Genomic DNA, 22,176 nt, shown 5'->3' with positions numbered 1-22,176 from the left:
GGGCTCAGAACTTTGCTTGAAGGCCCACGGTGACGGTGCGGGCCGTGCCCGGCGTCACCCACAGCCGGCTGTACGAGCTGGTGTAGTAGGTCTTGTCGAAGAGGTTGTCCACGTCCAGCGTCAGGCGCAGCGTGGGGCTGATGCGCCAGTAGGCAACCAGCTTGGCCGTGGTGTAGCCGGGCAGCTCGAAGGCGGCCTTGCCGGCATCGGCCTCGGCCTGCGTGCGGGCCTGGCCCAGGCGCTTGCCCATGTGGGTGATGCCGCCGCCGATGCCATAGCGCTGGCCGTTGGAGAAGGCGTTCTCGTAGACCGCCAGCACGCTGCCGTTGACCTTGGGCACGTTGAGCAGGCGCCCGCCCACCTCCAGCGTGTTGTCGCGGGAGATCTCCACATCGTTGAGCACCAGGCTCGCATTCAGGCGCCAGCGCTGCGTGACCTGTCCGGCGAAGTCGAATTCCAGGCCACGGCTGCGGATCTCGCCGGCCGAGACCGAGTAGCCGGCGTTGCCCGGGTCGGCCGTCAGCACATTGCGCTTGCGGATGTCGAACAGCGCGGCCGTGGCACCCATGCGCTGGTCGGCGCTTTCCCACTTGGCGCCCAGCTCCATGGAACGGCCGGATTCGGGACTGAAGCCCGCACCGGCCACATCGACGCCCACGTTGGGCCGGAACGAGCGGCCCGCGTTGGCATAGAAGGTCCATTGCGGCAGCGGCAGCCAGCTCAGGCCCAGGCGCGGCGAGGTCGAGGTCGGGTCCTGCTGCGTGGTCGCCCCCGTGCGGCGGTTGTGCAGCGACTGGTCGTAGCGGTCCATGCGCAGGCCGGCCACCACGCGCCATTGGGGCGAGAGCTTGATGGCGTCCTGCAGGTAGAACGCCGTGTTGCGCTGCCGCTCGAAGGTGTCGGTATTGGCCGTGGGCACGGGGCGCGCGCCGCCGTGGATGGGGTTGTAGATGTTGATGGCGTAGGGATTGGCCGCCGTCGGGTTGGCGCGCAGCATCAGCGTGTCCATCTCGAAGCGAAAGCTCTCCAGGCCCAGCAGCAGTTCGTGTTCGACGGTGCCCGTTTTCACCGTGCCCTGCAGTTCCGCCTGCACGGCGATATCGTCGGACTGGTAGTCGCGGAAACGCCGCTGGCGCGTCAGGTCGCCATTGGCCAGCAGCGCGTGCGGCTCGGTGGAAAAGCCGTTGATCGAGGTCTCGCGGTAGGACAGGCCCAGGCGGCTGCGCCACTGCGCGTTCCACTCGTGCGAGAGGATGAACTGGTGGGTGCGGTTTTCCACCGTCACATCGCCGTCGCCCGGCTCGCCCAGGAAGCGGCTGCGCGAGATGGCGCCCAGCCGGTCGCCCACGGCCACCACGCCACGGTCCAGCGGCGTCTTGTGGCGCAGCAGCTCGCCCGAGTACTCCAGCACCGTATCGCGCCCCAGCTTCCAGGTGAAGGCCGGTGCGATCACCTGGCGGCTGGCGCCCACGAAATCGCGGAAGCTGTCGCGGTCCTCCACGGCGATGTTGAGCCGGTAGGCAAAGTTCTCGCCCACCGGTCCCGTGGTGTCCAGCGCGCCACGCCGCAGGCCGTAGCTGCCTGCATAGGCTTCCACGGAATGCGAAGGCGTCCACAGCGGGCGCTTGGAGACCACGTTCAGCGTGCCACCCGGCTCGCTGCTGCCATAGAGCGCAGCGGCCGTGCCCTTGAGGAACTCGATGCGCTCCACGCCGGCCAGGTCACGCGGCGCATTGAAGCCGCGCCCCGAGGAAAAACCGTTGAACAGGGTGGACATGCCCACGTTCTGGTCGCCAGGCAGGCCGCGGATGACGATGTTGTCCCATAGCCCGCCAAAGTTGTTCTGGCGCGAGACGCCGCCCACGTAGTCCAGCACGTCGTCGAGCTTGGTGGCGCCCAGGTCGTCCATGGCCTGGCGCGTGATCACGCGCACCGACTGCGGCAGCTCGCGCAGCGGCAGGTCGGTCTTGGCGCCTGCCGCCTCGTCGGTGTGATAGGCGCCCGAGGCCGTTCGGCCCACGACTTCCACGGCAGGCAGCAGCGCCTGCTCCTGGGGCGAGGGCACCGATGCCGCAGGTTGTTCCCGGCCCTGGGCCAGCACGGGTGTGGAGAAGAAAGCGGCAGCGCTCAGGGCAAGCGGCAGCGGGCAAAGGCCGGAAAGCGGCTTCGCGGGGAAGAAAAAGGCAGTCATGGTGAAAACGGGCACAGGCGCATGCCGCCGGCATCCAAAGCCGGCGCGCGCAAACACGGACCTGCCGCCAGCACCAACGGGCGCTGGCGGCAGAGAAGGAGAAAGGTGCTTGCGGGTTCAGCGCGGCGGGTCGCGCGATGCAAAGGCCCAGCGGTTCTGCGAGGGGATGGCGCCGCCCACGGTGCGCGGCGGCACCCTCTCGGGTGGCGCGGCCACGGCCAGCGGCAGGCCGAAGTGCGGCAGCCAGGCCGCCGCATGCGGTGCATGGCCCATGCACCATACGCAGACGGCTTCGGCGGCTTCGACGACTTCAGCCTTTTCGCCAGCCTGGCCGCGTTGGCCGGCCTGGCCGGCCAGCGCATCATCTTTGCAGCCGTTGAGGCCTACAAAAGCCTGGGCAGGCCCGGCCACCGCCTGCCGGATATGCGTTGCGCCGTGCAGGGGCATGCCAATGGCCGTGTTGAAGAACACGGCCAGCAATAGCAGGCGCAAAACAAGCAGACGCATAAGACGGCGATCTTACTATTGACAATTAAATATCATTAACAACCTGCCGCCATTTTCTGCACAGGGCCGGGACAGCAGCGCGGAAATATGCCACCGGCATGTGACAGGCCGATTGGTGATTTTCAGCCTTGCGCCTATTTATCTGCCGGTCCCACGCCCCGGAAGAACATGTCGCAGATCTGGTCCGCCACCTTCTCCAGCGAGCCCTTGCGGGGGTTGAACCAGGACTGTATGGAGTTGATGCTGCCCAGGATCATGATGCGTGCCAGGTGGATGTCGGCGTCGGCCCGCAGCCGGCCTTCGGCGCGCAGGTCTTCCAGCAGGCCGCTCCAGAATTTCTGGTGGCGCTCGCGGCGCTTGATCTGGCGCTCGCGCACCTTGTCGGGCAGCTGGCCCAGCAGGCGGCCGTGGGCCAGGGCGAAGTCTCCATGCTTGACCAGCCCCGCCATCTGGCCCAGCACGGCAGCGCGAAAGCGCTGCTCGGCCGTGGCGTCGGCGCCCAGCGCGGCAAGGCGCTCCTGCTGCTGGCTGATGATGCGGTTGCCGCCCTGCTCCATGACCTCGTCCACCAGCTCCTCCTTGGAGGCGAAGTGGTAGTAGATGCTGGCGGCCTCGATCCCGGACTGCTCGGCGATGTTGCGCATGGTGGTGGCAGAGTAGCCCTGCTCACCGAAGGTGCGGGCGGCCAGCTTGAGAAGGGTCTCGCGGGTCTCGTTGCCGTCGTGGGCGCTGGTCTGCCTTCTTGCCATGTCTGCCAGGTGGTGGATCGTTGTAGTGCGGCGATCCTAACAGGCTGTTGGTAGCGCGCCAATCAAGCGTTCGGTGCCTGCCTGCCGCAGGCTGACGCATGGCCTGGCCGCGAAATCCGATTCAAGAATCACCCTTGAAACAACTGCAGGCTGCAATGGCTCCGGCAATCGGTAAGCCGATGCACTTGCCTTGTATCGACAGAAGGTGCCGCCATTCGCCATTAGAACAGGCGATCTTTGCCAATACAAAAAACCTATCCTGCAAATCGATTATTCAAATGGAACCACAGGCATCAATCGATTCATCGAATAACCCGATCAAATCACATGCAATATATTTTATAAATCAATTTCATTATTCGATTGATAAAATACAAATGCTGATTGTTTTCCATAACCAAGGCGGAACTTTCGAGGTCAACGCTGCGCACTCACCTGAAAAAGTCATGACAGCACGTCGCCTCCAGAGGAGGAAGCGCCAACCACAGTGCTCTGCAAATGTAACAACGGCACAACAGCTTTTGTAAAGTGCCGGTTATCAAGATTGCCCTGGATATAATGCAGTTCGCCTTGGAATATGCCAAGGCATGAGAAGAAGCGCCCTACCCTCCATAGAGCGCCAAGATCATCAGTATTTGTACTTACGGTGAGTTCTTCATCCCCACTGCACATGCACCAGAATTGACCATTCTGCAAAGAGTCCTGGGTCCAGGCTCTTGCTGCGCAGTTTTCACACAAATAGCCGCACTTAGAAATTCTTCCATCAAGATGACTACATACCAAGAGCTGATTGCCCAGAAAAAATTGCTCGACCAGCAAATCGACGATGCCCGCAAGCTGGAGTCCAAAGCGGCCCTGGCATCGGTGCAGGAACTGGTCCGTGAGTTCGGCTTCACGGCACAACAGGTCTTCCCCTGGAAGCCCGATGGCAAAAAGAGCGCTCCCGCCAAGTACCAGGACCCCGAGTCCGGCAAGACCTGGACCGGCCGCGGCAAGCCGCCGAACTGGATCCTGGGCAAGGACCGCACCCTGTTCGAAATCAAGTAAGTCCCTGCCGCGCATGTGCCCGCCCGCCCGGCGGCTCACATGCGCGGGCATCGCGCGGTTGGCGCGCAAATGGGGCGCGGATGGACATCAGGCCGGCACCACCGCCGTGACCTCGATCTCCACCTTGGCCCGGTCTTCCACCAGATCCGCCACCTCCACGGCCGTCATGGCCGGGAAATGCCGCCCGATCAGCGCGCGGTAGTGCTTTCCTATGGCGGGATAGGCCGCCACGTATTCCTGCTTGTCGGTCACATACCAGGTCATGCGCACGATGTGCTCGGGCCTGGCGCCGCCTTCGGCCAGGATGGCGACGATATTGGCCAGCGCCTGCCGCACCTGTTCGGCAAAGTCGTCCGTCTCGAATTGCTGCTGGCCGTTCCAGCCGATCTGGCCACCGACGAACACCAGCCGGGAGCCGACCGTCATCTCGGTGAGGATGCCATTGGCATAGCCTCGGGGCGCCAGCCAGTCCGGGGGTTGCAGAGTCTTCATTGCTTCATCCTGTTCTCGTTGAATCCATAAAACCGTCCTGCGGCACCAGATAGGCCTGCAGGCGCTCGCGCAGATCGGCCGGCAGTGGCGTGGCCTTCATGCTGTGCAGATCCATGGTGACGATGGTCATGCGCGCAGACAGCCGGCGTTGGCCATCCAGCCCCTCGAAACGCACATCGAACTGGAACGATGCCCCGCCGATTCGGCGCACCTCCAATACCTGGCGCAGCGTGTCGTGCCAGTGGCTGGGCGCCGTGAAATCGCATTGCACCGACACCGTGGGCGTGCCCACCTGGCGCTGTACATGCAGGGTGTGGAATGGCAGGCCCATTCCCCTGTCGAACCATTCCTCGACCAGGTCGTTGACCATCTCGAAATAGCGCGGGTAAAAGACGATGCCGGCCGGATCGCAATGGCGAAACAGCACCTGCACCTGGCTGACGAAGGCGGAGGCCATGGCGCGCGCTCACTGCATCTTGCGCAGCACGAATCGCTGCAGCTTGCCGGTCTCGGTGCGCGGCAGGGCCGGCACGAAGACAATGGCGCGCGGGTACTTGTAGGGCGCAATGCTGGCCTTGACGAAGGCCTGCAGCGTGGCTGCCATGTCGTCCCCGGCTGCAAAGCCGGGCTTGAGCACCACGAAGGCCTTGACCACCTGGCCACGCTCGTCGTCTGCCGCGCCGATCACGCCGCATTCGGCCACGGCCTCGTGGCGCAGCAGCGCGTCCTCCACCTCGGGACCGGCGATGTTGTAGCCGGCGGAGATGATCATGTCGTCATTGCGCGCCTGGTAGAACAGATAGCCGTCCGCGTCGCGCACAAAGGTGTCGCCGGGCAGGTTCCAGCCGTTTTGCACAAAGCGCTTCTGGCGCTCGTCGGCAAGATACCGGCAGCCCGTGGGGCCCTTGATGGCCAGGCGGCCGGGCGTGCCGTCGGGCACGGGCTGCATGTCGTCGTCCACCACCTGGGCCACGTAGCCGGGCACGACCTTGCCGATGGCGCCCGCGCGCACTTCCTCGGGCGGGCTGGACACGAAGACGTGGATGAGCTCGGTGCCGCCGATGCCGTCGATCATCTCGATGCCCGTGGCCTGCTTCCACAGCTGGCGCGTGGCGTCCGGCAGGGCCTCGCCGGCCGACACGCTTTTCCTGAGCGACGACAGGTCGAAGCGCGCTGCCTGCGCCGCCATCTGCCGGTAGAAGGTGGGCGCGGTGAAGACGATGGTGGCGCGGAAATCCTGCACCAGCTGCAGCAGGCCCTCGGGCGTGAGCTTTTCGGCCAGCACGGTGCTGGCGCCCACGCGCAGCGGAAAGCACAGCAGCCCGCCCAGGCCGAATGTGAAGGCCAGCGGCGGCGTGCCGCAGAAGATGTCGTCCGGCCCCGGCCGGATCACATGGCGCGGGAACAGGTCGCACATGGCCAGCACGTCGCGGTGGAAATGCATGCAGCCCTTGGGCGCGCCCGTGGTGCCGCTGGTGAAGGCGATCAGGCAGACATCGTCTGCCGCTGTATCGCAGCAGGCGAAGGTGTCGGGCTTGGCTGCGGCCAGGGCGTCCAGCGCATCGGCTGCGCCATCGTTGAAATACAGCACGCGCGAAAGGTCCGGGCAATGGTGTTCATGGCCGGGCTGCAGGCACAGCTGCACCTCGTCCTTGAGGCGCACATCGCACAGCACGGCCTGCACCTGGGCCTTGTCGATGATCTGCTGCAGCTCCTTGGCACGCAGCAGCGGCATGGTGGGCACCGTCACCAGCCCGGCCTTGATGGCAGCCAGCCAGGACGCGGCCATCATGGCGTTGTTGGGGCCGCGCAGCAGCAGCCGGTTGCCGGGCACCAGCTGCAAGTCTTCCACCAGCACATGGGCGATGCGGTTGGTCAGTGCCTGCAGTTCGGCATAGGTCATGGCAGCCTGGTCCGCGCCCTGCCTCCAGCGCAGTGCCACGCGGCCGCCCTGGCCGCGCGCCACCATGGCATCGACCAGTTCGGCCGCGCAGTTCAGGCGTGCGGGATAGGCCACGTCCGGCCCGTCGAGCAGGAACTCGGGCCATTGGTCGGGCGGCGGCAGATTGTCCCGGGCGAAAGTATCGATGTGGGCGGAGGCTTGCATGCGATGTTCCCTGGCTTTGCGTTGAATGGGCAGCCTGCCGCTCAGGCCTTGAGCAGCTCGCGCGCGATGATGAGTTTCTGCACCTCGGTCGCGCCCTCGTAGATGCGCAGCGCGCGGATCTCGCGGTACAGCGTCTCCACCGGCATGCCCGAGACCACGCCCGCCCCGCCGAACATCTGCAGCGCGCGGTCGATCACGGCCTGGGCCGATTCGGTGGCCGTCATCTTGGCCATGGCCGCCTCGCGCGTGGTGCGCGTCTTCCTCACATCGCGCATCCAGGCGGCGCGGTAGGTCAGCAGGGCCGATGCGTCGATGGCCGTGTCCATGTCGCCCAGCGCGGCCTGGGTCAGCTGCAGGTCGCCCAGGGTCTGGCCGAACATGCGGCGCGACTTGGCGCGTGCCAGGCCTTCGTCCAGCGCGCGGCGTGCAAAGCCCAGTGCGGCGGCGGCCACCGAGGCACGGAAGATGTCCAGCGTCATCATGGCCAGCTTGAAGCCCTGCCCCGGCTCGCCCAGGCGCTGCGACACGGGTATGCGGCAGTTGTCGAAGCGGATGGTGGCCAGCGGGTGCGGCGCGATCAGCTCGATGCGCTCGCCGATCGAAAAGCCCGGCGTGTCCGCATCGACCACGAAGGCGCTGATGCCGCGCGCGCCCGGCGCCTCGCCCGTGCGGGCGAACACGCAGTAGAAGTCGGCGATGCCGCCGTTGGAGATCCAGGTCTTGGCGCCGTCGAGCACATAGTGGTCGCCTTCGAGCCGCGCCTCGCAGGCCATGGCCGCCACGTCGGAGCCCGCATCGGGCTCGGACAGCGCAAAGGCCGCAATGGCCTCGCCGCGCGCCACGCGCGGCAGGTAGCGCTGGCGCAGCGCGTCCGACCCCAAGAGCGATATCGCACCGCTGCCCAGGCCCTGCATGGCAAAGGCGAAGTCGGCCAGGCCCTCATGGCGGGCCAGGGTCTCGCGCAGGATGCAGACCGCGCGCGAGTCCACCTCGGGCAAGGCACCGCCCCAGGCACCGCCGGGGCCGGACGGCACGGCATAGCGCAGCCAGCCGGCCTGGCCCAGGGCCTTGACCAGCTTGCGGCAGGCCGCATCGGCATCGTGGTGGTCCACATCGCCCAGGGATTGGGCGCACCAGGCATCGGCCTCATGCGCCAGCGTGCGGTGGGCGTCGTCGAAGAAGGGCCAGTCCAGCCAGGAGGAATCACGCATTTTCAGTTTCCTTCGAAGACAGGCTTTTGCTTGGCCACGAAGGCCTCGTAGGCGCGGTGGAAGTCGCGCGTCTGCATGCAGATGGCCTGGGCCTCGGCTTCGGCCTCGATGGCCTCGTCCACGCCCATGTTCCATTCCTGGTGCAGCAGCTTCTTGGTCACGCCATGGGCAAAGGTGGGGCCTGCGGCCAGCTGGGCGGCCAGCGCGTGGGCGGCTTCGCCGATCTGTTCGGCGCCATGCAGGGCATTGAAGAAGCCCCAGGCAGCGCCCTCCTCGGCCGTCATGGCGCGGCCCGTGTACAGCAGCTCGGAGGCGCGGCCCTGACCGATCATGCGCGGCAGCAGCGTGCAGGCGCCCATGTCGGCACCGGCCAGGCCCACGCGGGTGAAGAGAAACGCCGTGCGCGCCGCGGGCGTGCCCAGGCGCATGTCGGCGGCCAGCGCGACCATGGCGCCCGCGCCCGCGCAGATGCCGTCCACCGCCGCCACGATGGGCTGCGGGCAGGCGCGCATGGCCTTGATCAGATCGCCCGTCATGCGCGTGAAGTCCAGCAGCTCGGGCATGCTCATCTTGGTGAGCGGGCCGATGATCTCGTGCACATCGCCGCCCGAGCAGAAATTGCCGCCCGCGCCCGTGACCACCACGGCCTTGATGTCGGTGGCATAGACCAGGGCACGGAACAGGTCGCGCAGCTCGGCATAGGAGCCGAAGGTCAGCGGGTTCTTGCGCTCGGGCCGGTTCAGGGTGATGGTGCCGATCTTGCCGTCGGCCGATACCTGCCACAAAAAGGTCCTGGCCTCGTAGCCGGCCAGGGGGCGCTTGTGGTGCTTCATGCTGTGTTCTTCGGGCTGGGTGCTCATGGTGTCTCCATCAAGAATTCAGAAAACGGGGGGAGTGGACCGGGTTCAGCCGGTCATCACCTCGCCGCCGTCGACGGCAATGGACTGGCCGTTAACCGAGGCGGACGCCGGCAGGGCCAGCCAGGCCACGGTCTCGGCCACTTCCTCGGGCTGGACCAGGCGGCCCTGCGGGTTGCGTTCGGCCAGCCTGGCGCGGGCCTCATCCGCCGTCATGCCGGTCTTGTCCACGATGTTGGCCACGGCGCCGCGCACGATGTCGGTCTCGGTATAGCCGGGGCAGACCGCGTTCACCGTCACGCCCTTGCCCGCCGTCTCCAGCGCCAGCGAGCGCGTGAGGCCGATCACGCCATGCTTGGCCGCGCAATAGGCGCTGACATAGGCATAGCCGATCAGCCCTGCCGTGCTGGCCACATTGATGATGCGGCCCCAGCGCGCAGCCAGCATGCCCGGCAGCGCGGCCTGCATGCAGTGGAAGGTGCCCGTGAGGTTGACGGCCAGCATCGCCTGCCACAGTGCGGCATCGGTGCGCTCGAACTTCTGGCTGCTGGCCTGGCCCGCGTTGTTGACCAGCACCTGCACGGGACCGAAGGCCGCCTCGGCCTGCGCGAAGGCCTGGCGCACCGAGGCCTCGTCGGCAATATCCGCCTGCACGGACTGCACCATCTGTGCTGCCTGTGCCGTGCCGCCCAGCTCGCGCACGGCAGCCTCCAGCGCCGCACCATCGCGTCCCAGCAGCGTGACCCGCGCGCCGCGCGCCAGCAGCGCCCGCGCACAGGCCAGGCCTATGCCGCGCGCCCCGCCCGTCACCAGGGCATGGCGCCCTTCAAGAAAATTCAAAGATATGGTCATTTCAATCACCCGTGGCGATGCGAGCCACCCGCAACCTATGAAACCGGCGCGCCACACAGCGAGGGACGCCGAGGAAGGACCTGGGCCGGCCGCGCCGCCCCGCACCGACGGTGTCGCCGGTGGCCCGTATGCCCCCCTCCCGCGAAGCGAGAGAGGGCGCCGTGCACACGGGGGAAGGCGCGAAGCGACTCAGGGGGTGTAGTTTCATTTCGCGTCCAACTGCGCCATGGCGGCGGCGCGTTCGAAGTTGGTTTCCAACTGGCGCTTGCCGGGCTGGTACTGGTTCGGCCAATCCACATCCTGCGCACCGAGGCGCGCAGCCTCGCGAAGCGTCCAGGCGGCATCGGCCAGGTGAGGACGCGCCAGCGCGCACAGGTCGGCGCGGCCCGAGGCGATGATGGCGTTGGCATGGTCGGCCTCGAAGATGGCGCCCACGGCAATCGTCGGTATGCCGGCCTCGTTGCGGACACGATCGGCAAAGGGCGTCTGGTACATGCGGCCATACACCGGCTTCTGGTCGGGGCTGACCTGGCCCGAGGAGCAGTCGATCATGTCGGCGCCCGCCGCCTTGAAGCGGCGTGCGATCTCCACCGCATCGTCGGGCGTGATGCCGCCTTCCACCCAGTCATGGGCCGAGATGCGCACCGACATGGGCCGGTCCTGCGGCCAGGCTGCACGCACCGCCTCGAACACCTCCAGCGGAAAGCGCAGGCGGTTGTCCAGGCTGCCGCCGTATTCGTCGTCGCGCTGGTTGGTCAGCGGCGAGATGAAGCTGGACAGCAGGTAGCCGTGCGCGCAGTGCAGCTCCAGCCAGTCAAAGCCCGCTGCCGCAGCGCGCCGCGTGGCGGCCACGAAGTCCTCACGCACGCGATGCATGTCAGCGCGGGTCATGGCGGCGGGCACTTGCGAGAGCCCCTCCAAGTACGGCAGTGCCGATGCCGACAGCAGCGGCCAGTTGCCCTGCTCCAGCGGATGGTCGATCTGCTGCCAGCCCAGCTGGGTCGATCCCTTGCGCCCCGCGTGCCCCAGCTGCACGCCCATGCGCGCACCGCCCTGCGCGTGCACGAAATCGACAATGCGCGCAAAGGCCTGCGCCTGCTCGTCGTTCCACAGCCCGGGGCAGCCGGGCGTGATGCGCGCGTCGGGCGAGGTGCAGGTCATCTCCACCATCACCAGGCCGGCGCCGCCCATGGCGCGCGCGCCCAGGTGCACCAGGTGGAAGTCGCCAGGCACGCCGTCGGTGCAGGAATACATGGCCATGGGCGAGACCACGATGCGGTTCTTCAGTCGCAGGCCGCGCGCCTGGTAGGGCGTGAGCATGGGCATGGGCGGACGGCGGCCTTCGGGCACGGTCTCGCCCGCATGCTCGGCAATCCAGCGCTCGAAGCCCTGCAGCCAGGCGGCATCGCGCAGGCGCAGGTTCTCGTGCGAGATGCGCTGCGAGCGCGTCAGCAGCGAATAGGCGAACTGCTCCGGCTCCAGGCCCGCATAGCGCTGCACGTTCTCGAACCATTCCGTGGAATTGCGCGCCGCGTTCTGGATCTTGAGCACCTCCACGCTGCGCACCTCCTCGTAGTGGCGCAGGCCGGTCTCGATGCCACCTGCAGACCGCAGGCTGCGCGCCAGCTCGATCGCATCCTCCAGCGCCAGCTTGGTGCCCGAGCCAATCGAGAAATGCGCCGTGTGCGCCGCATCGCCCATCAGCACCACGGGCACGCTGCGCGGGCCGCGCGGCGTGTCCAGCGCGTTCCAGTGCACCCAGGTATTGCAGATCACGCGCGGAAAGCGGATCCAGATGGCCGAGCCGCGCAGGTGCGTGGCATTGCTGACCAGGGCATGGCCGTCCAGCCAGGGGGCGAACAGCTTCTCGCAATAGGCAATGCCCTCCTCCTGGCTCATCTGCTCTATGCCGGCGGCCTGCCAGGTCTCCTCGGGCGTCTCCACGATGAAGGTGGACATGCCGTCTTCGTAGCGGTAGGCATGGGCCTGGAACCAGCCGTGCTCGGTCTGCACGAAGGCGAAGGTGAAGGCATCGAACACCTTGGTCGTGCCCAGCCACACGAAGCGGCAGCGGCGCTGGTCGATATCGGGCCGAAAGGTATCGGCATAGCGCGTGCGCACCTGGCTGTTGATGCCGTCCGAGGCGATGACCAGGTCGGCGTCGTACTCGCGCGCAATCGCCTGGTCGTCCTGCACGAAGTTCTCGAACACCAGCTTCACGCCCACGTCCTCGCAGCGCGCCTGCAGGATGTTGAGCAGCTTCTTGCGGCCTATGCCGATGAAGCCATGGCCGCTGCTGCGCAGGCTGCGGCCCTTGAAGTGGATGTCGATATCGTCCCAGTGGTTGAAGGCGTCACCAATGGTGCGGGCCGACACGGGATCAGCCTCGCGCAGGTTGTCCATGGTGGCGTCCGAGAACACCACGCCCCAGCCAAAGGTGTCATAGGGCCGGTTGCGCTCCACCACCGTGACCTCGTTGGCGGAGTCCTGCAGCTTCATCAGCAGGCCGAAGTACAGGCCGGCGGGACCTCCACCGATACAGACGATCTTCATACCGCAAACCCTTTTCTCGACGGGCGGCAGGCGCCCCAGGTTCAGCAACAATGCCCAATCACTTTAGGCCTGAATAGTTTAGGTTTGAAATATATGGACAAACCGCCACCGCGGACATGGGGAGAACACGGATATGCCACTGGCTTCCCGTTACGATGCCCGCTCAACAGGAGACGCCCGCTTGGAAAAATACCGCTTCAATGTCTTTGGCCGCATCATCGCCATCGAACGGGCAGACTCCCACTGGCGCTGCTTCAACGTGGGCGCGGACGGCAAGCGTGCCCCGGCCCTGCTGGCCATCCCTGCCGACGTGACGCACGCCGAACTGGCCCAGTACCTGTACGACATCTATCACGAGAGCGCGGCCGCATCCGACCAGGACATCTTCGAGATCACCTGACACCCGGCTACGGCAAGGGCGAGCCCATGGAGCAGGACTACCTGGACAGCCTGGGCGGCGGCATCTGGTACGGCAACTGGACCAGCCACCCGCCCATTCCCCCGGCCTTCCAGCTGGACGAAGCGGAAAGCGCCGGCATGGGCGATGCACTGGAAGACGACGGCATCCGCATCATCCGCGACGGCAAGCCCTTCTTCCACGTGGCCAACGCGGCCGGCTACAACTGGTGCGCCACGGGCGCGGACAGCATCGTGCTGGTCTACGAGCCGGAAAGCCGCACGGTGCTGTTCACCTTCGACTGGACCTGAGCCGCCGGCATGGGGCCGCTCACACGCGGCCCGGCTCGGGCGTGACGATCAGATGCGCCAGCAGCGGGCGGATGCGATCGTCCTGGTAATAGCCGCCGTACTCCGTGTAGCGCAGAAAGGCGGCATTGCAGTGGTGGCAGCGCCAGAGCGTGCAGCGGTTATACGGGTGCCAGCCCAGGGCGATGGGGGCATCCGGCGACCACTGGTTCGTGCCCTGCGGGTGATATTCATCGAGCAGTTCCCGTGTCTCCGGCGTGCCCAGCGCACCAACCTGCTGCAGATGCGAAGTCTTGTCCGCTCCCGACAAGGACTCCCAGCCCGGCCTCCACAGCACCGCGCAGTCTGCGCATCGCTGCTGCTCGGCCGCCGCCGCAGCGAAGGCCCTCAATTCGGGTTCGGAAAGGGGGGTTGAAGTTGTCATGAGGCTTGCATGCCGCCGTACTTGGCGCGCCACTTATAGAACGCGCGTTCGCTGAACCAGCATTGGCGGCAGACCTTCTCGACTGACAGGCCAGGCTCGGCCTGCTTCAAGAGCCCAATGATTCTTTGTCTAGTAAATCGACCCTTCCTCATGTCCGTCATTCTCCAAGATGGCGGACCTCACTTCCATTCAACCGGTACGGCTATGAGGGGAAAAGTCAGTGCAACCTTCTTCAATAGAAATTCTTCTTGTTATTTTAATATTCAATCTTTTCCAGCTTCCCCGAAGAAAATATAAACCTAACGTCACCATACCATATCAAATCATCTTCCATTTTTATTTGAGGAATAATTCCTTTTTTGTTGATGGTTGCGTTTTTCATTTTATCTTGAACCACTTCCACATCCATGCCAACCCATTCTCTTTCGATGAGTACAACCAAATTATCAATATCTACACGTGCTGATTCATATCCTTGATTTGAATAAGACAATGTTATTGATTTATCGACATTGGAATACGACAAAAAAACAATCACTGATATCATGGAAATTATTAAGATGAATGTTTTATTTATCTTCATTTGATTATGAACCTGCTTTGGCGACATATCTCATAAAAGACGAGGCAGTGATTTTAACCGAATGGATTACGGTTGTATTTTTCTCGATCATTATTTTCTCAAATTTCCTTTGCGTAGTTAGCAACCTTTTTTGGCCCCCTGAACTACAGACCAATTTTGCTGGTGTTCCTTTCCCTGATCTTCCTGCATGCCGTTGAGCAGGCGTGTGGTGCTCTCAGCCTGTTCGCCCAATATGGCCTGGGCACTGGGCGGCAGTCCGTGGTTCACGGCTGTAGCGCAGGTGGCGGGTGGCCTCTTGCTGCTTGAGCCTGCGGCCCAGGGCGTCGTAGGTGTAGCGGCTGTGGTGGCGCAACTGCTCTGCGTTGCCCTGGATCTGGCTGCTGCGCACGGCGATGAGTCGGTGGGCTCCGTCGTAGTGCAGTTGCTGCTGGCTGTGGTCTGCCTCGGACGTGGTGCCATCGCTGTAGTGGTAGTGCTGGCAGCGCCCGAGGCGGTCTATCTGGGTCATGAGGCGCCAGGGACCATTGGCAGGTCCACAGGGCGGAGGGCCAAAGCCCCAGAGGATGTTGCCATCGCCGCTCTTTAGTTACTCATAAGCACTCTTTAAATAAAGAGCAAGAACTCAAAAAATAGGAAACATAGAAAATTGGAACTGCCAACGAAATATACATGACCCTATATCCTTTTTTCTTTGGCACAAAAATGAATATCAAGAGAAAACACAATATGGAAAATATTATATTGATATCTTCTAGATTGTCAGAAAGAAAATCGACGTCGCAATTATAGGAAATATAATATGAAGCAGAGAAGAATAGCCAAATTATTGCGCCATATAAAAAAATCAACAGTACACTTTTCTTCATTGTGAACCTATCTAAACGATTTCTATGGGTGCAATGTAATTTTCGATGGGCATCGGGCTCCCATATCCCGGCGCTTGCCACTCCCCATTCGTTTGTAACGTTGGAAGAGTCGCTCCCGCATTTTTAGTCACTCCTGCAACATATGAATTGCTATTGCATTCTCCATTATACATCTGACCATCTTGCACCCCAGAAATCAATGAGGCATTAGGTTTTGAGAAAAAAACAATTGCAATATGACTACGATGATTTTTTTCAGTTTCTTTTAAAAATCACAAACTTTTTTTGGTTTGTCGCGTGGCGCATTGGGACTGCCAGCCCCAGCAGGGCTGGGGTATCGGCAGCTACGGTCCAGGGTGTGGTGCAGGCATATTTTGCTACCAAGATGTTCAATCCCACAGTGAGATGGTGCGGATGAGCCTAAAGCGGCCTGGATCTTTTTCCCATGCCTCGCAAATCACCCGGAATGGTGTCTTCCACCCGAGCGCCTTCAAGTGCTTGCCGAAGTTGTAGCCTTGAACGAATGCCTGGACATGCTCCCGTAGCTGCGACAGCCCCTCGTACTCGTAGGCCTTGATCGGGGATTCCTTGATGGTCCGGTTCATGCGCTCGACCATGCCGTTCGTCCAGGCGTGGTACGGCTTGGTATGCCTTTTCTCGACATGCGTGAATTTTGTGACGCGGTCTATGGCGACGAACATGTGCTGTTTGCCGCGTGCCTTCGTGGCAGCTGCGTTGCGGACTGTCGGCTGATTCCGCGACGCTGCAGGCATCGATGCAAGGCGCTGCGGCTGAGCTTGGGTGCTGTCTCCAGGAGTTGCCCCATGAGATCGTCCAGCGACAGATGCCCTTGCTTGCGTAACGCAAGCGCCAGGTGTTCTTGCTGTTGGGAAAGATGCTGGCTTGCGCTGTCCCGAGGACCCATGGGCTCATCGAGCACCGAGGTGCGCGCGCGCCACTGGGCCACGGCCTTGGGGTTGATGCCGTAGAGCTGGGCCAAGGACCGATGGGAGCCGGTCAAAGGCTTCTTCCATAGGCCAGCGGCACAAGGCAGTCAGACTCATAAAGCTATAGCCTGCGGATTGTCGTGTCTTTTGTCTGCTGGGAGTGCTCGGCCTGTATACGATTACCGCCACAAACGAATTTAATGACTGTAATTGGTATAGCTTACCTTCAAAAAATAAAATTATTCTGCTGCGCGCCAACCGTTTTAGGGCGCATCGGCGCACCACTTGATAAAGCCATTGAAATCTTCCCATGATTTCTCTTGAAACCCATCATGCGAAAACTCTACAACGGATCCATCCATATTAAGGCAAATCGGATCTCCAGCATGAGTCTCCGATATCACCAAAAACCGCCCTTTCTCAATCATTCCATCGTCTTCATATTTATTTGTAACCTTATTAACTGTATTAAAATGCGCATCCATCAATTCAACAGAACTTCCCCCATACAAAGGATAAGCACCTATTACCGCACCTCCAGAAAACTTCAAAAATTCTTGATACTGCGATGATACCAACCCATGATAAACATCAACCAATTTCTGAATTTCACTTTGACTCATGCCTTCTGCAAACATAAAAGGATAACTATTTTTCAGATCAACAATATTGGATTTCATAATTTACATCCATTTCTTCTATCTAGCTCTTCTTGAGCTTTAGCACGCCAATAATCTTCTCTCCATTTATTGAAATCTGCACAAGCCGAATACCCTATTCCTTGACCGTTCTGATTACCATTCGGATGCTGATGGGGATTGCCGATCTTATGACACAAATAGTATATTTTATTATACTCTTGATATTTCCATGAAAAATTCTTCTAGATTATCATATCTATAGTAATCCGACTGAGCGCAATGCCAGATCGCAGGTTCTTTCCTGCACTCGCTCCAGTCAATATATATCTCTTCTGGCTCATAAGGATTGAATGACAAAATAGAACAGAAAGAATCCCCCACACTTCCCGGAGGCACATGATCCCAATTTTCTTTTCTCAGACTTATCCATTCCACCAACTTCGCATTGTATGGAAAACTATTTATCTCATCCAAAGAGAGCATATTTTGAGAAAGATAAAAATCATCCCATCTGTCGCAAAAAATAAATCGATCCCTCAGCATTGGACTTAGATCATATTTGGTAACTCCATCAATAGCATATATTTTATTTTCGCTAATAACTTTAGCTGCAGATGGGAGGCCAATCATTTCTCCTATATTTTTCATTTCCCTCTGGTAATTCGACATCAGAGAATGAATATTGGTCATTTAGTACGTCCTGAACAATCATGTTTTCAGCCGCAGGCAGATAACGCCCGAGCTGCGCGGCCAGGCGCGGGGCCACCCGGTTGTAGTTCTGGCGCAGCCGCAGTCCGTGGTCTTGTGCTGCCTTGACCAGGTGCTGGCGGCTCTTGTCCAGCAATCGGCTGTTGGTGGTATCCACGACCACCTGCTGCGTGCTGGCCTTCTGGGCCAGTACGGGTTCTCCGCCCAGGTGTTCACCACGGTTTCGTCGGAGGCATCGAAAGTGTGCTGCAGGTACAGCAGCCCTGCGATCAGGCGCGGCGGCAAGGCGGGCCGGCCACACACAGAAGTGAACGAGACCGCGAACGAGCGTTCGACCTCGGGCCAGTCGATCAACGCCGCCAGCTTGACCAGCGGGTAAGGCATGCTCATCTGCTCGTCCAGCCGTGGACGGAACAACTCGGCCGTTTGCGGCTGTGAAGGCTTTGGCCCCATGGGAATCCTTGGTGGAATTTGCAAGAAAACAGGCGTTGGCAGAACCATACCTTGCAAATCCTGCGTTCAACAACCCGAAGAACTGCGAACCAGATCAACGGCTTGCAGGTTGTTCAGGGCGGATTAAATAGAATCTTATAAATCCAAGTTTTATTCTCATAAAAATTTATTGATACGAAATAAATACTATTTTCAAAGATTATTATTCAATACAAAATCCAGAAGATTTTATCTTATTTGCCAATTATTAAATTAATGACAGCATTAAGATGAAAGGAACCTGTAATACCCCGTTGGCAGCACCTTCACGATATTTCCTGTAGATTCCAAATAAATCAAGGCTGATTTAATCGCATCGTCTGCATCTTGGTTTTTGAAATTAAATTTAATCGATTCGAAATAGAAAGATAATCTATTGACGTTAAAAAAATCTCCATTTGACAGAAAATAATCATTTATATCAATAATCGTACTTTCATGAGAAAATTCATAACCGCATCCATGTTTTTTAAATTTCCATTTATTCATTTCTTCATCAAAAATAAATCCACTGCGAGGAAGAAATTCTATATTTGACAACTTCACAATATCACTGTGAGTTTTCATGAAAGAAGTATGTAGAATCTCCTGTTTTTCCACATATCTTTTTATGCCAAAAGCAATATTTTTGATGAGGGAATAATCCACCATAGTCAATACCTTGTTATATTTGAACGAGCAGCGGCAGGACCTTGGTGTTCCAGGCTTGTCGTCATTGCGCGCTTCGTGGGCCTGCTGCACGAAGAGGGTTGTACAAGGATTTGCCGCATGCATTCTGGTGTTGTCCCAGAGGCTTTGCGGTATACCGTCCAGCAATTTCTGCGTGCCCAGGCCCCTTGGCCTCTATTTCGTTGGGTTTTAAGCCAGCGTGCTGAGCAGGACGCAATCTTGCTTCACTGCTACTAACAATGGTAACTCCTTCCTTTGTTGGAGTATGCAATTGTGGCTCGACTTTGTGTCGCTTTGGGTACTTTCTGACGAATCTCTATTGCTCTTTTTTCGGCATCTGTTTTTTCTCCGCAATCGCATTTACACCATCCTAATGGATCAATCCATCCAGCAGGATTAGGCGTATATTGATAAACATTATATCCACCAGCCAACCCAATCGGATCCTGACTAACACCCCCCCCCACATCCTTATCGTAGTACCTGGACCGGTTGTAATGCAGCCCCGTCTCAACGTCAAAGTATTGCCCCTGGAATCTCAGGTGCTGCTCAGGCCGGTTGTGCTTGTCTTGCTCCACCCAGTGCTGGGTCAAGGTATTACCCATGCGTATCGTCTGCAGCACGACGGGATGGTCGATGCTGGCATAGCCAGCTCTTGGCCACCGCGACGCCAATCGCAGCCCCCCACTACTGCACCTATTGGTCCACCCACAGAAGCCCAATTTCTAGACAAAGCTTGTCCAGAGTATGTTGCATAAATATAAAGCAGGCCTGCTCTTCAGATTTGAGAGCAGTAATTTAAATACGGACTATTTCTTTAAATGAATGACGATATAAACACTTGTTATAACAAAAATACAAGTCGATGCCATCAGAGATATTTTGTTATCAACAAAAGGAACTTTGAAATTAATAACACCTTTTAAAATTGACAGAAGAACAATAGATGCCATTGCATATATTTTATTCTTCACATATTTGATCTTTGCAGCCAAATATATTGAAAATATAAAAGCCAACATATCTATTGAGACCAAATATACGACAGATATATCACCTGAGGCCCAGCAGGCAGAGGGCCACATAAATGTTGTGCATATTATGAAATTGCAATTTCGCATTTTATTTACAGGGTCAAGTGAATCCATTTATATCACCGGATTTTAATGCTTCCCACGCTTTCTTTGTGCTCTCAAATAGTGGACTATCTTTATTGGGGACCAACGATTCTTTCCCTGTATGAGCAAGAATATCCATAGTACTCTCTTGTCCAATCCAAAATTGAAATCCCGAGTGAGAGGGTGAAGTCGAATCTTGTATGGCGTGCAATGCCGCACCGAAATGGAATGGTGCTGCCTCGGCAGCCGGATCGCCTAGTGTATGCCCTGCGTTTTGTACTCCTGCAGTACATTTCCCCAAGGGTCCAGCTTTGCTGCTCAGGCCACCTAGCTGTCTGGTCCATCAGCGCCATTGACGTGCCCAGGTGGTCGCAGTCGTAGTGGTGGATGGCGATGTGGGCGTGCTGATCTCTTTACTTTTTTACAGTTGAGCCTGCATGCAACTGATCATGGTTTGCATGAAGGTCAGGGCCAACGTGTGACTGAGGTCGCCCCGGTCGGGCTGGCCTGCGGTAATGGCTCGTACCAGCAGATAGGGTTCGCTGGCCGTGGTGCTCATGCGTGAAGCTGCTCGGTTGGTGTAGACCGTGTGTTCTATGTGGAGGGTGTCCCTGCCGTGCTGCATGCGTTCGGCGTGGGGTTAGGCAGTTGCCATCCCTTTCTTAGTAATGGATATGTTTAGTACTATATGCGTGATACGCATGCTGCCGCCAGTCACTTAGGCGCCGAGCTTAGGCGAGAAATTCATCATGCGCCCTAGGGAAATCGTCCTTGGTGTTTTTCATACTGCTGTGGATAAGTATTTTAATTTTTAAAAATCTTTTCGCACAATAATTTTGTGACCAGAATTATTTCAATATTATCTTCTTTGCTTTCAATGATTATCGAATTTTTTCTATTGAAATTCTTAAAAAATGATCTCTCATTTAAACCAATCTTCTCTCCATCCATTTTTTCTTTTTTTATATAATCCACAAATGGTTTAATGCTTGTTGTTTTATATTTTTTCTTTATCTCATTAAATATTTCACCAGGAGTTTTCCTTTGATTTAGATATTAATATTCAAAATACAACTCCCCCAATGATATGCATCCATCGGATCTACTCAACAACATCCATTCTTTTTCACCTTCAGCCATGGAATTTTGAGCAAAAGTTAGAATATATAGACTTATAGTTAGCGCCAATTTTTTCATGTTTATTTTCCATTAATTTCAGAAAATAAAATTCTCCAACCGAAACAATAGTAGTCAAATCTCATTCCATTTTGAAATCAATAATTTTATCTACAGCAGATTCTACCTAGCTTTGCCCAGGATCGTTTTCCATTGATGTTGGGAATGGGCAATGTCTATGAAATTCGCGCTTAATACGGCCCATCTCCCTGTCATGGTGCTGCCCCGGCAGCCGGATTGCCTGATGGATGCCTTGCGGGGCTGTATTCCTGCAGCACATTGCCCCAGGGGTCCAGCTTTGCAGCCCAGGCTATCTGCCCCGTCTGGTGCCAGCGCCAGCGGAGTGTTCAGGTGGTCGCAGTCATGGCGCGTGTTGGGGCCCGAGCAGTCTGCCGGATGGTGCTCATCCATCTTCTGTACTATCACCTACAGGCCTTGCTGCAGAGACTAATCGCATCCTGAAAAAGCTCTGGGGTTAGCTTTTACTTGTTGATATTTCTCAATGAAATCTTTTGGCGCTACGGTCTCTGCGTAATCTTTACATAATTCATAGCTTTATTGACAACTATAATTTTTGAAGAAGTAATTATCTTCATGAACTTGCGAAAACTATTTTCGTGGATTTCTTATTTTTCTGAAGATTATTAAAATATATAAAAATGACAGTATCAAAATAGGAATTGCAATCAATGCCATAAAATATAAATCATTTGGCGTAGAAAGATAGACTGATTTTTTTGGGTTTTTAGGGTCATACCTAATTTCTATTGAGTTGGATTCTTCAAATGCTTTCTTGAGCTCCATTATTTTTTTATTTGTCATTTGAACAACTGTTTGCTCATCGGGATCTATACGATTTCCTTTGTATCTTATACCATTGACTTCATAGCTGTACTCCACTCTTACAAATTTGGATTTATTTGCTCTATCTTCTATTGATAATTTTTCCAATCTTGCGTTTTTATTTTCCCAGGGGATGATTTGAAAATATCCAGATGCTGTGGAATATATCTCTTTCGTCAAATTGATTGTCAATAGAACTGCAACAAAAAAAACCGACCAACCACCAAGTGTCTTGGGCCATAAGTATGGTTCCAGCTCATCAATTATTGATTTATGGTTATTCACATTTCGTCTCGCAAATTAGACATGGAAGTTCAGTAGTACCACTAACAGCACTTCCCAGGGTCGTCTGCCCCAAGGTGCCGATTGATCCGTTTTATTGACCTAGGCCTGTTGTTCCTGCAGTTACTTACGCATCTCCTGCAGCATTTTTATGGT

The 22,176-nt window shown here is 58.0% G+C and carries 22 protein-coding genes and 5 pseudogenes; 4 read left to right on the top strand and 23 right to left on the bottom strand.

Going from position 1 to position 22,176, the window contains the following annotated elements; genetic code table 11:
- Positions 1–4: 4 nt before the first annotated feature.
- The 3 genes from ACFPFG_RS30535 to ACFPFG_RS30525 form a co-directional block, all read right to left on the bottom strand.
- The gene (locus ACFPFG_RS30535) at positions 5–2,191 is read right to left on the bottom strand and encodes a TonB-dependent siderophore receptor (protein WP_380109638.1); all 2,187 of its coding nucleotides are present in this window, start codon (positions 2,189–2,191) and stop codon (positions 5–7) included.
- A gap of 117 nt (positions 2,192–2,308) precedes the next feature.
- Positions 2,309–2,698 carry a DUF2946 family protein gene (locus ACFPFG_RS30530; protein WP_380109636.1) on the bottom strand — a complete coding sequence of 130 codons (390 nt, stop codon included), beginning with the start codon at positions 2,696–2,698 and terminating at the stop codon, positions 2,309–2,311.
- Positions 2,699–2,832: 134 nt separating this feature from the next.
- Positions 2,833–3,447: a TetR/AcrR family transcriptional regulator gene (locus ACFPFG_RS30525; protein WP_012206266.1), complete on the bottom strand. Its 615-nt coding sequence runs from the start codon at positions 3,445–3,447 to the stop codon at positions 2,833–2,835.
- A 134-nt stretch (positions 3,448–3,581) separates the two neighbouring features.
- Between ACFPFG_RS30525 and ACFPFG_RS30520 the strand changes: the two genes are divergently transcribed.
- Both ACFPFG_RS30520 and ACFPFG_RS30515 read left to right on the top strand, forming a co-directional pair.
- Positions 3,582–3,974, top strand: coding sequence for a hypothetical protein (locus ACFPFG_RS30520; RefSeq protein WP_380109634.1), 393 nt, complete (start codon positions 3,582–3,584; stop codon positions 3,972–3,974).
- A 241-nt stretch (positions 3,975–4,215) separates the two neighbouring features.
- Positions 4,216–4,494: an H-NS histone family protein gene (locus ACFPFG_RS30515; protein ID WP_012206267.1), complete on the top strand. Its 279-nt coding sequence runs from the start codon at positions 4,216–4,218 to the stop codon at positions 4,492–4,494.
- 87 nt (positions 4,495–4,581) lie between these two features.
- Here ACFPFG_RS30515 and ACFPFG_RS30510 read toward each other — a convergent pair whose 3' ends face one another.
- The 7 genes from ACFPFG_RS30510 to ACFPFG_RS30480 all read right to left on the bottom strand — a co-directional run bounded on the left by ACFPFG_RS30510 (position 4,582) and on the right by ACFPFG_RS30480 (position 12,566).
- Positions 4,582–4,986: a RidA family protein gene (locus tag ACFPFG_RS30510; protein ID WP_183022131.1), complete on the bottom strand. Its 405-nt coding sequence runs from the start codon at positions 4,984–4,986 to the stop codon at positions 4,582–4,584.
- Positions 4,987–4,990: 4 nt separating this feature from the next.
- Entirely contained in the window at positions 4,991–5,443 is a 453-nt protein-coding gene (locus ACFPFG_RS30505; RefSeq protein ID WP_183022132.1) for an acyl-CoA thioesterase, read from the bottom strand.
- Between the two features lie 9 nt (positions 5,444–5,452).
- Positions 5,453–7,093, bottom strand: coding sequence for an AMP-binding protein (locus ACFPFG_RS30500; RefSeq protein WP_183022133.1), 1,641 nt, complete (start codon positions 7,091–7,093; stop codon positions 5,453–5,455).
- A 41-nt stretch (positions 7,094–7,134) separates the two neighbouring features.
- Entirely contained in the window at positions 7,135–8,304 is a 1,170-nt protein-coding gene (locus ACFPFG_RS30495) for an acyl-CoA dehydrogenase family protein (protein WP_312372501.1), read from the bottom strand.
- A gap of 2 nt (positions 8,305–8,306) precedes the next feature.
- Entirely contained in the window at positions 8,307–9,164 is an 858-nt protein-coding gene (locus ACFPFG_RS30490) for an enoyl-CoA hydratase family protein (RefSeq protein ID WP_380109629.1), read from the bottom strand.
- Between the two features lie 45 nt (positions 9,165–9,209).
- Positions 9,210–10,013 carry an SDR family NAD(P)-dependent oxidoreductase gene (locus ACFPFG_RS30485; RefSeq protein WP_380109627.1) on the bottom strand — a complete coding sequence of 268 codons (804 nt, stop codon included), beginning with the start codon at positions 10,011–10,013 and terminating at the stop codon, positions 9,210–9,212.
- A gap of 204 nt (positions 10,014–10,217) precedes the next feature.
- Positions 10,218–12,566, bottom strand: coding sequence for a bifunctional salicylyl-CoA 5-hydroxylase/oxidoreductase (locus ACFPFG_RS30480; protein ID WP_380109625.1), 2,349 nt, complete (start codon positions 12,564–12,566; stop codon positions 10,218–10,220).
- Positions 12,567–12,747: 181 nt separating this feature from the next.
- Between ACFPFG_RS30480 and ACFPFG_RS30475 the strand changes: the two genes are divergently transcribed.
- Positions 12,748–12,966, top strand: coding sequence for a DUF7661 family protein (locus tag ACFPFG_RS30475; RefSeq protein WP_183022137.1), 219 nt, complete (start codon positions 12,748–12,750; stop codon positions 12,964–12,966).
- Between the two features lie 26 nt (positions 12,967–12,992).
- Entirely contained in the window at positions 12,993–13,274 is a 282-nt protein-coding gene (locus ACFPFG_RS30470; protein WP_380109622.1) for a hypothetical protein, read from the top strand.
- Between the two features lie 19 nt (positions 13,275–13,293).
- On the opposite strand, the gene ACFPFG_RS30465 is transcribed toward ACFPFG_RS30470, so the two are convergent.
- The 13 genes and pseudogenes from ACFPFG_RS30465 to ACFPFG_RS30405 form a co-directional block, all read right to left on the bottom strand.
- Positions 13,294–13,695: a hypothetical protein gene (locus ACFPFG_RS30465; RefSeq protein WP_380109620.1), complete on the bottom strand. Its 402-nt coding sequence runs from the start codon at positions 13,693–13,695 to the stop codon at positions 13,294–13,296.
- The gene (locus ACFPFG_RS30460; protein WP_380109618.1) at positions 13,692–13,847 is read right to left on the bottom strand and encodes a transposase; all 156 of its coding nucleotides are present in this window, start codon (positions 13,845–13,847) and stop codon (positions 13,692–13,694) included. Before ACFPFG_RS30460 ends, ACFPFG_RS30465 begins: the two co-directional genes overlap by 4 nt.
- 104 nt (positions 13,848–13,951) lie before the next feature.
- Positions 13,952–14,278, bottom strand: a complete 327-nt coding sequence (locus ACFPFG_RS30455) for an Imm58 family immunity protein (protein ID WP_259649375.1) — start codon at positions 14,276–14,278, stop codon at positions 13,952–13,954.
- 165 nt (positions 14,279–14,443) lie between these two features.
- Positions 14,444–14,723: pseudogene (locus ACFPFG_RS30450) on the bottom strand (hypothetical protein); the annotation flags it as partial.
- An 805-nt stretch (positions 14,724–15,528) separates the two neighbouring features.
- A pseudogene (locus ACFPFG_RS33610) lies at positions 15,529–16,162 on the bottom strand (integrase core domain-containing protein); the annotation flags it as partial.
- A 192-nt stretch (positions 16,163–16,354) separates the two neighbouring features.
- Positions 16,355–16,771 carry an SMI1/KNR4 family protein gene (locus tag ACFPFG_RS30440; protein WP_312372511.1) on the bottom strand — a complete coding sequence of 139 codons (417 nt, stop codon included), beginning with the start codon at positions 16,769–16,771 and terminating at the stop codon, positions 16,355–16,357.
- Positions 16,772–16,942: 171 nt separating this feature from the next.
- Positions 16,943–17,422, bottom strand: a complete 480-nt coding sequence (locus tag ACFPFG_RS30435) for a hypothetical protein (RefSeq protein ID WP_380110396.1) — start codon at positions 17,420–17,422, stop codon at positions 16,943–16,945.
- A gap of 25 nt (positions 17,423–17,447) precedes the next feature.
- A pseudogene (locus ACFPFG_RS30430) lies at positions 17,448–17,893 on the bottom strand (transposase); the annotation flags it as partial.
- Between the two features lie 264 nt (positions 17,894–18,157).
- Positions 18,158–18,748, bottom strand: coding sequence for a DUF6896 domain-containing protein (locus ACFPFG_RS30425; RefSeq protein ID WP_380109614.1), 591 nt, complete (start codon positions 18,746–18,748; stop codon positions 18,158–18,160).
- 217 nt (positions 18,749–18,965) lie between these two features.
- Positions 18,966–19,143, bottom strand: a pseudogene (locus ACFPFG_RS30420) (RHS repeat-associated core domain-containing protein); the annotation flags it as partial.
- 997 nt (positions 19,144–20,140) lie between these two features.
- Positions 20,141–20,278 carry a hypothetical protein gene (locus ACFPFG_RS30415; RefSeq protein ID WP_380109612.1) on the bottom strand — a complete coding sequence of 46 codons (138 nt, stop codon included), beginning with the start codon at positions 20,276–20,278 and terminating at the stop codon, positions 20,141–20,143.
- 816 nt (positions 20,279–21,094) lie between these two features.
- Positions 21,095–21,261 (bottom strand): annotated as a pseudogene (locus ACFPFG_RS30410) (RHS domain-containing protein); the annotation flags it as partial.
- Positions 21,262–21,504: 243 nt separating this feature from the next.
- Entirely contained in the window at positions 21,505–22,023 is a 519-nt protein-coding gene (locus tag ACFPFG_RS30405) for a DUF3592 domain-containing protein (protein WP_380109610.1), read from the bottom strand.
- Positions 22,024–22,176: the final 153 nt, after the last annotated feature.

Source organism: Delftia deserti, assembly GCF_042653485.1.
Taxonomy (GTDB): domain Bacteria; phylum Pseudomonadota; class Gammaproteobacteria; order Burkholderiales; family Burkholderiaceae_C; genus Comamonas; species Comamonas acidovorans.
Note: the sequence above shows the minus strand (reverse complement) of the source record. Positions and strands in the feature narration are given on the sequence as shown.

Excerpts from the sequence above, each read along its gene's own strand:
- ACFPFG_RS30535 (WP_380109638.1), bottom strand. The coding sequence starts at position 2,191 with ATGACTGCCTTTTTCTTCCCCGCGAAGCCGCTTTCCGGCCTTTGCCCG.
- ACFPFG_RS30530 (WP_380109636.1), bottom strand. The coding sequence starts at position 2,698 with ATGCGTCTGCTTGTTTTGCGCCTGCTATTGCTGGCCGTGTTCTTCAAC.
- ACFPFG_RS30525 (WP_012206266.1), bottom strand. The coding sequence starts at position 3,447 with ATGGCAAGAAGGCAGACCAGCGCCCACGACGGCAACGAGACCCGCGAG.
- ACFPFG_RS30515 (WP_012206267.1), top strand. The coding sequence starts at position 4,216 with ATGACTACATACCAAGAGCTGATTGCCCAGAAAAAATTGCTCGACCAG.
- ACFPFG_RS30510 (WP_183022131.1), bottom strand. The coding sequence starts at position 4,986 with ATGAAGACTCTGCAACCCCCGGACTGGCTGGCGCCCCGAGGCTATGCC.
- ACFPFG_RS30505 (WP_183022132.1), bottom strand. The coding sequence starts at position 5,443 with ATGGCCTCCGCCTTCGTCAGCCAGGTGCAGGTGCTGTTTCGCCATTGC.
- ACFPFG_RS30500 (WP_183022133.1), bottom strand. The coding sequence starts at position 7,093 with ATGCAAGCCTCCGCCCACATCGATACTTTCGCCCGGGACAATCTGCCG.
- ACFPFG_RS30495 (WP_312372501.1), bottom strand. The coding sequence starts at position 8,304 with ATGCGTGATTCCTCCTGGCTGGACTGGCCCTTCTTCGACGACGCCCAC.
- ACFPFG_RS30490 (WP_380109629.1), bottom strand. The coding sequence starts at position 9,164 with ATGAGCACCCAGCCCGAAGAACACAGCATGAAGCACCACAAGCGCCCC.
- ACFPFG_RS30485 (WP_380109627.1), bottom strand. The coding sequence starts at position 10,013 with ATGACCATATCTTTGAATTTTCTTGAAGGGCGCCATGCCCTGGTGACG.
- ACFPFG_RS30480 (WP_380109625.1), bottom strand. The coding sequence starts at position 12,566 with ATGAAGATCGTCTGTATCGGTGGAGGTCCCGCCGGCCTGTACTTCGGC.
- ACFPFG_RS30470 (WP_380109622.1), top strand. The coding sequence starts at position 12,993 with ATGGAGCAGGACTACCTGGACAGCCTGGGCGGCGGCATCTGGTACGGC.
- ACFPFG_RS30465 (WP_380109620.1), bottom strand. The coding sequence starts at position 13,695 with ATGACAACTTCAACCCCCCTTTCCGAACCCGAATTGAGGGCCTTCGCT.
- ACFPFG_RS30460 (WP_380109618.1), bottom strand. The coding sequence starts at position 13,847 with ATGAGGAAGGGTCGATTTACTAGACAAAGAATCATTGGGCTCTTGAAG.
- ACFPFG_RS30455 (WP_259649375.1), bottom strand. The coding sequence starts at position 14,278 with ATGAAGATAAATAAAACATTCATCTTAATAATTTCCATGATATCAGTG.
- ACFPFG_RS30440 (WP_312372511.1), bottom strand. The coding sequence starts at position 16,771 with ATGAAATCCAATATTGTTGATCTGAAAAATAGTTATCCTTTTATGTTT.
- ACFPFG_RS30435 (WP_380110396.1), bottom strand. The coding sequence starts at position 17,422 with ATGACCAATATTCATTCTCTGATGTCGAATTACCAGAGGGAAATGAAA.
- ACFPFG_RS30415 (WP_380109612.1), bottom strand. The coding sequence starts at position 20,278 with ATGAGCACCACGGCCAGCGAACCCTATCTGCTGGTACGAGCCATTACC.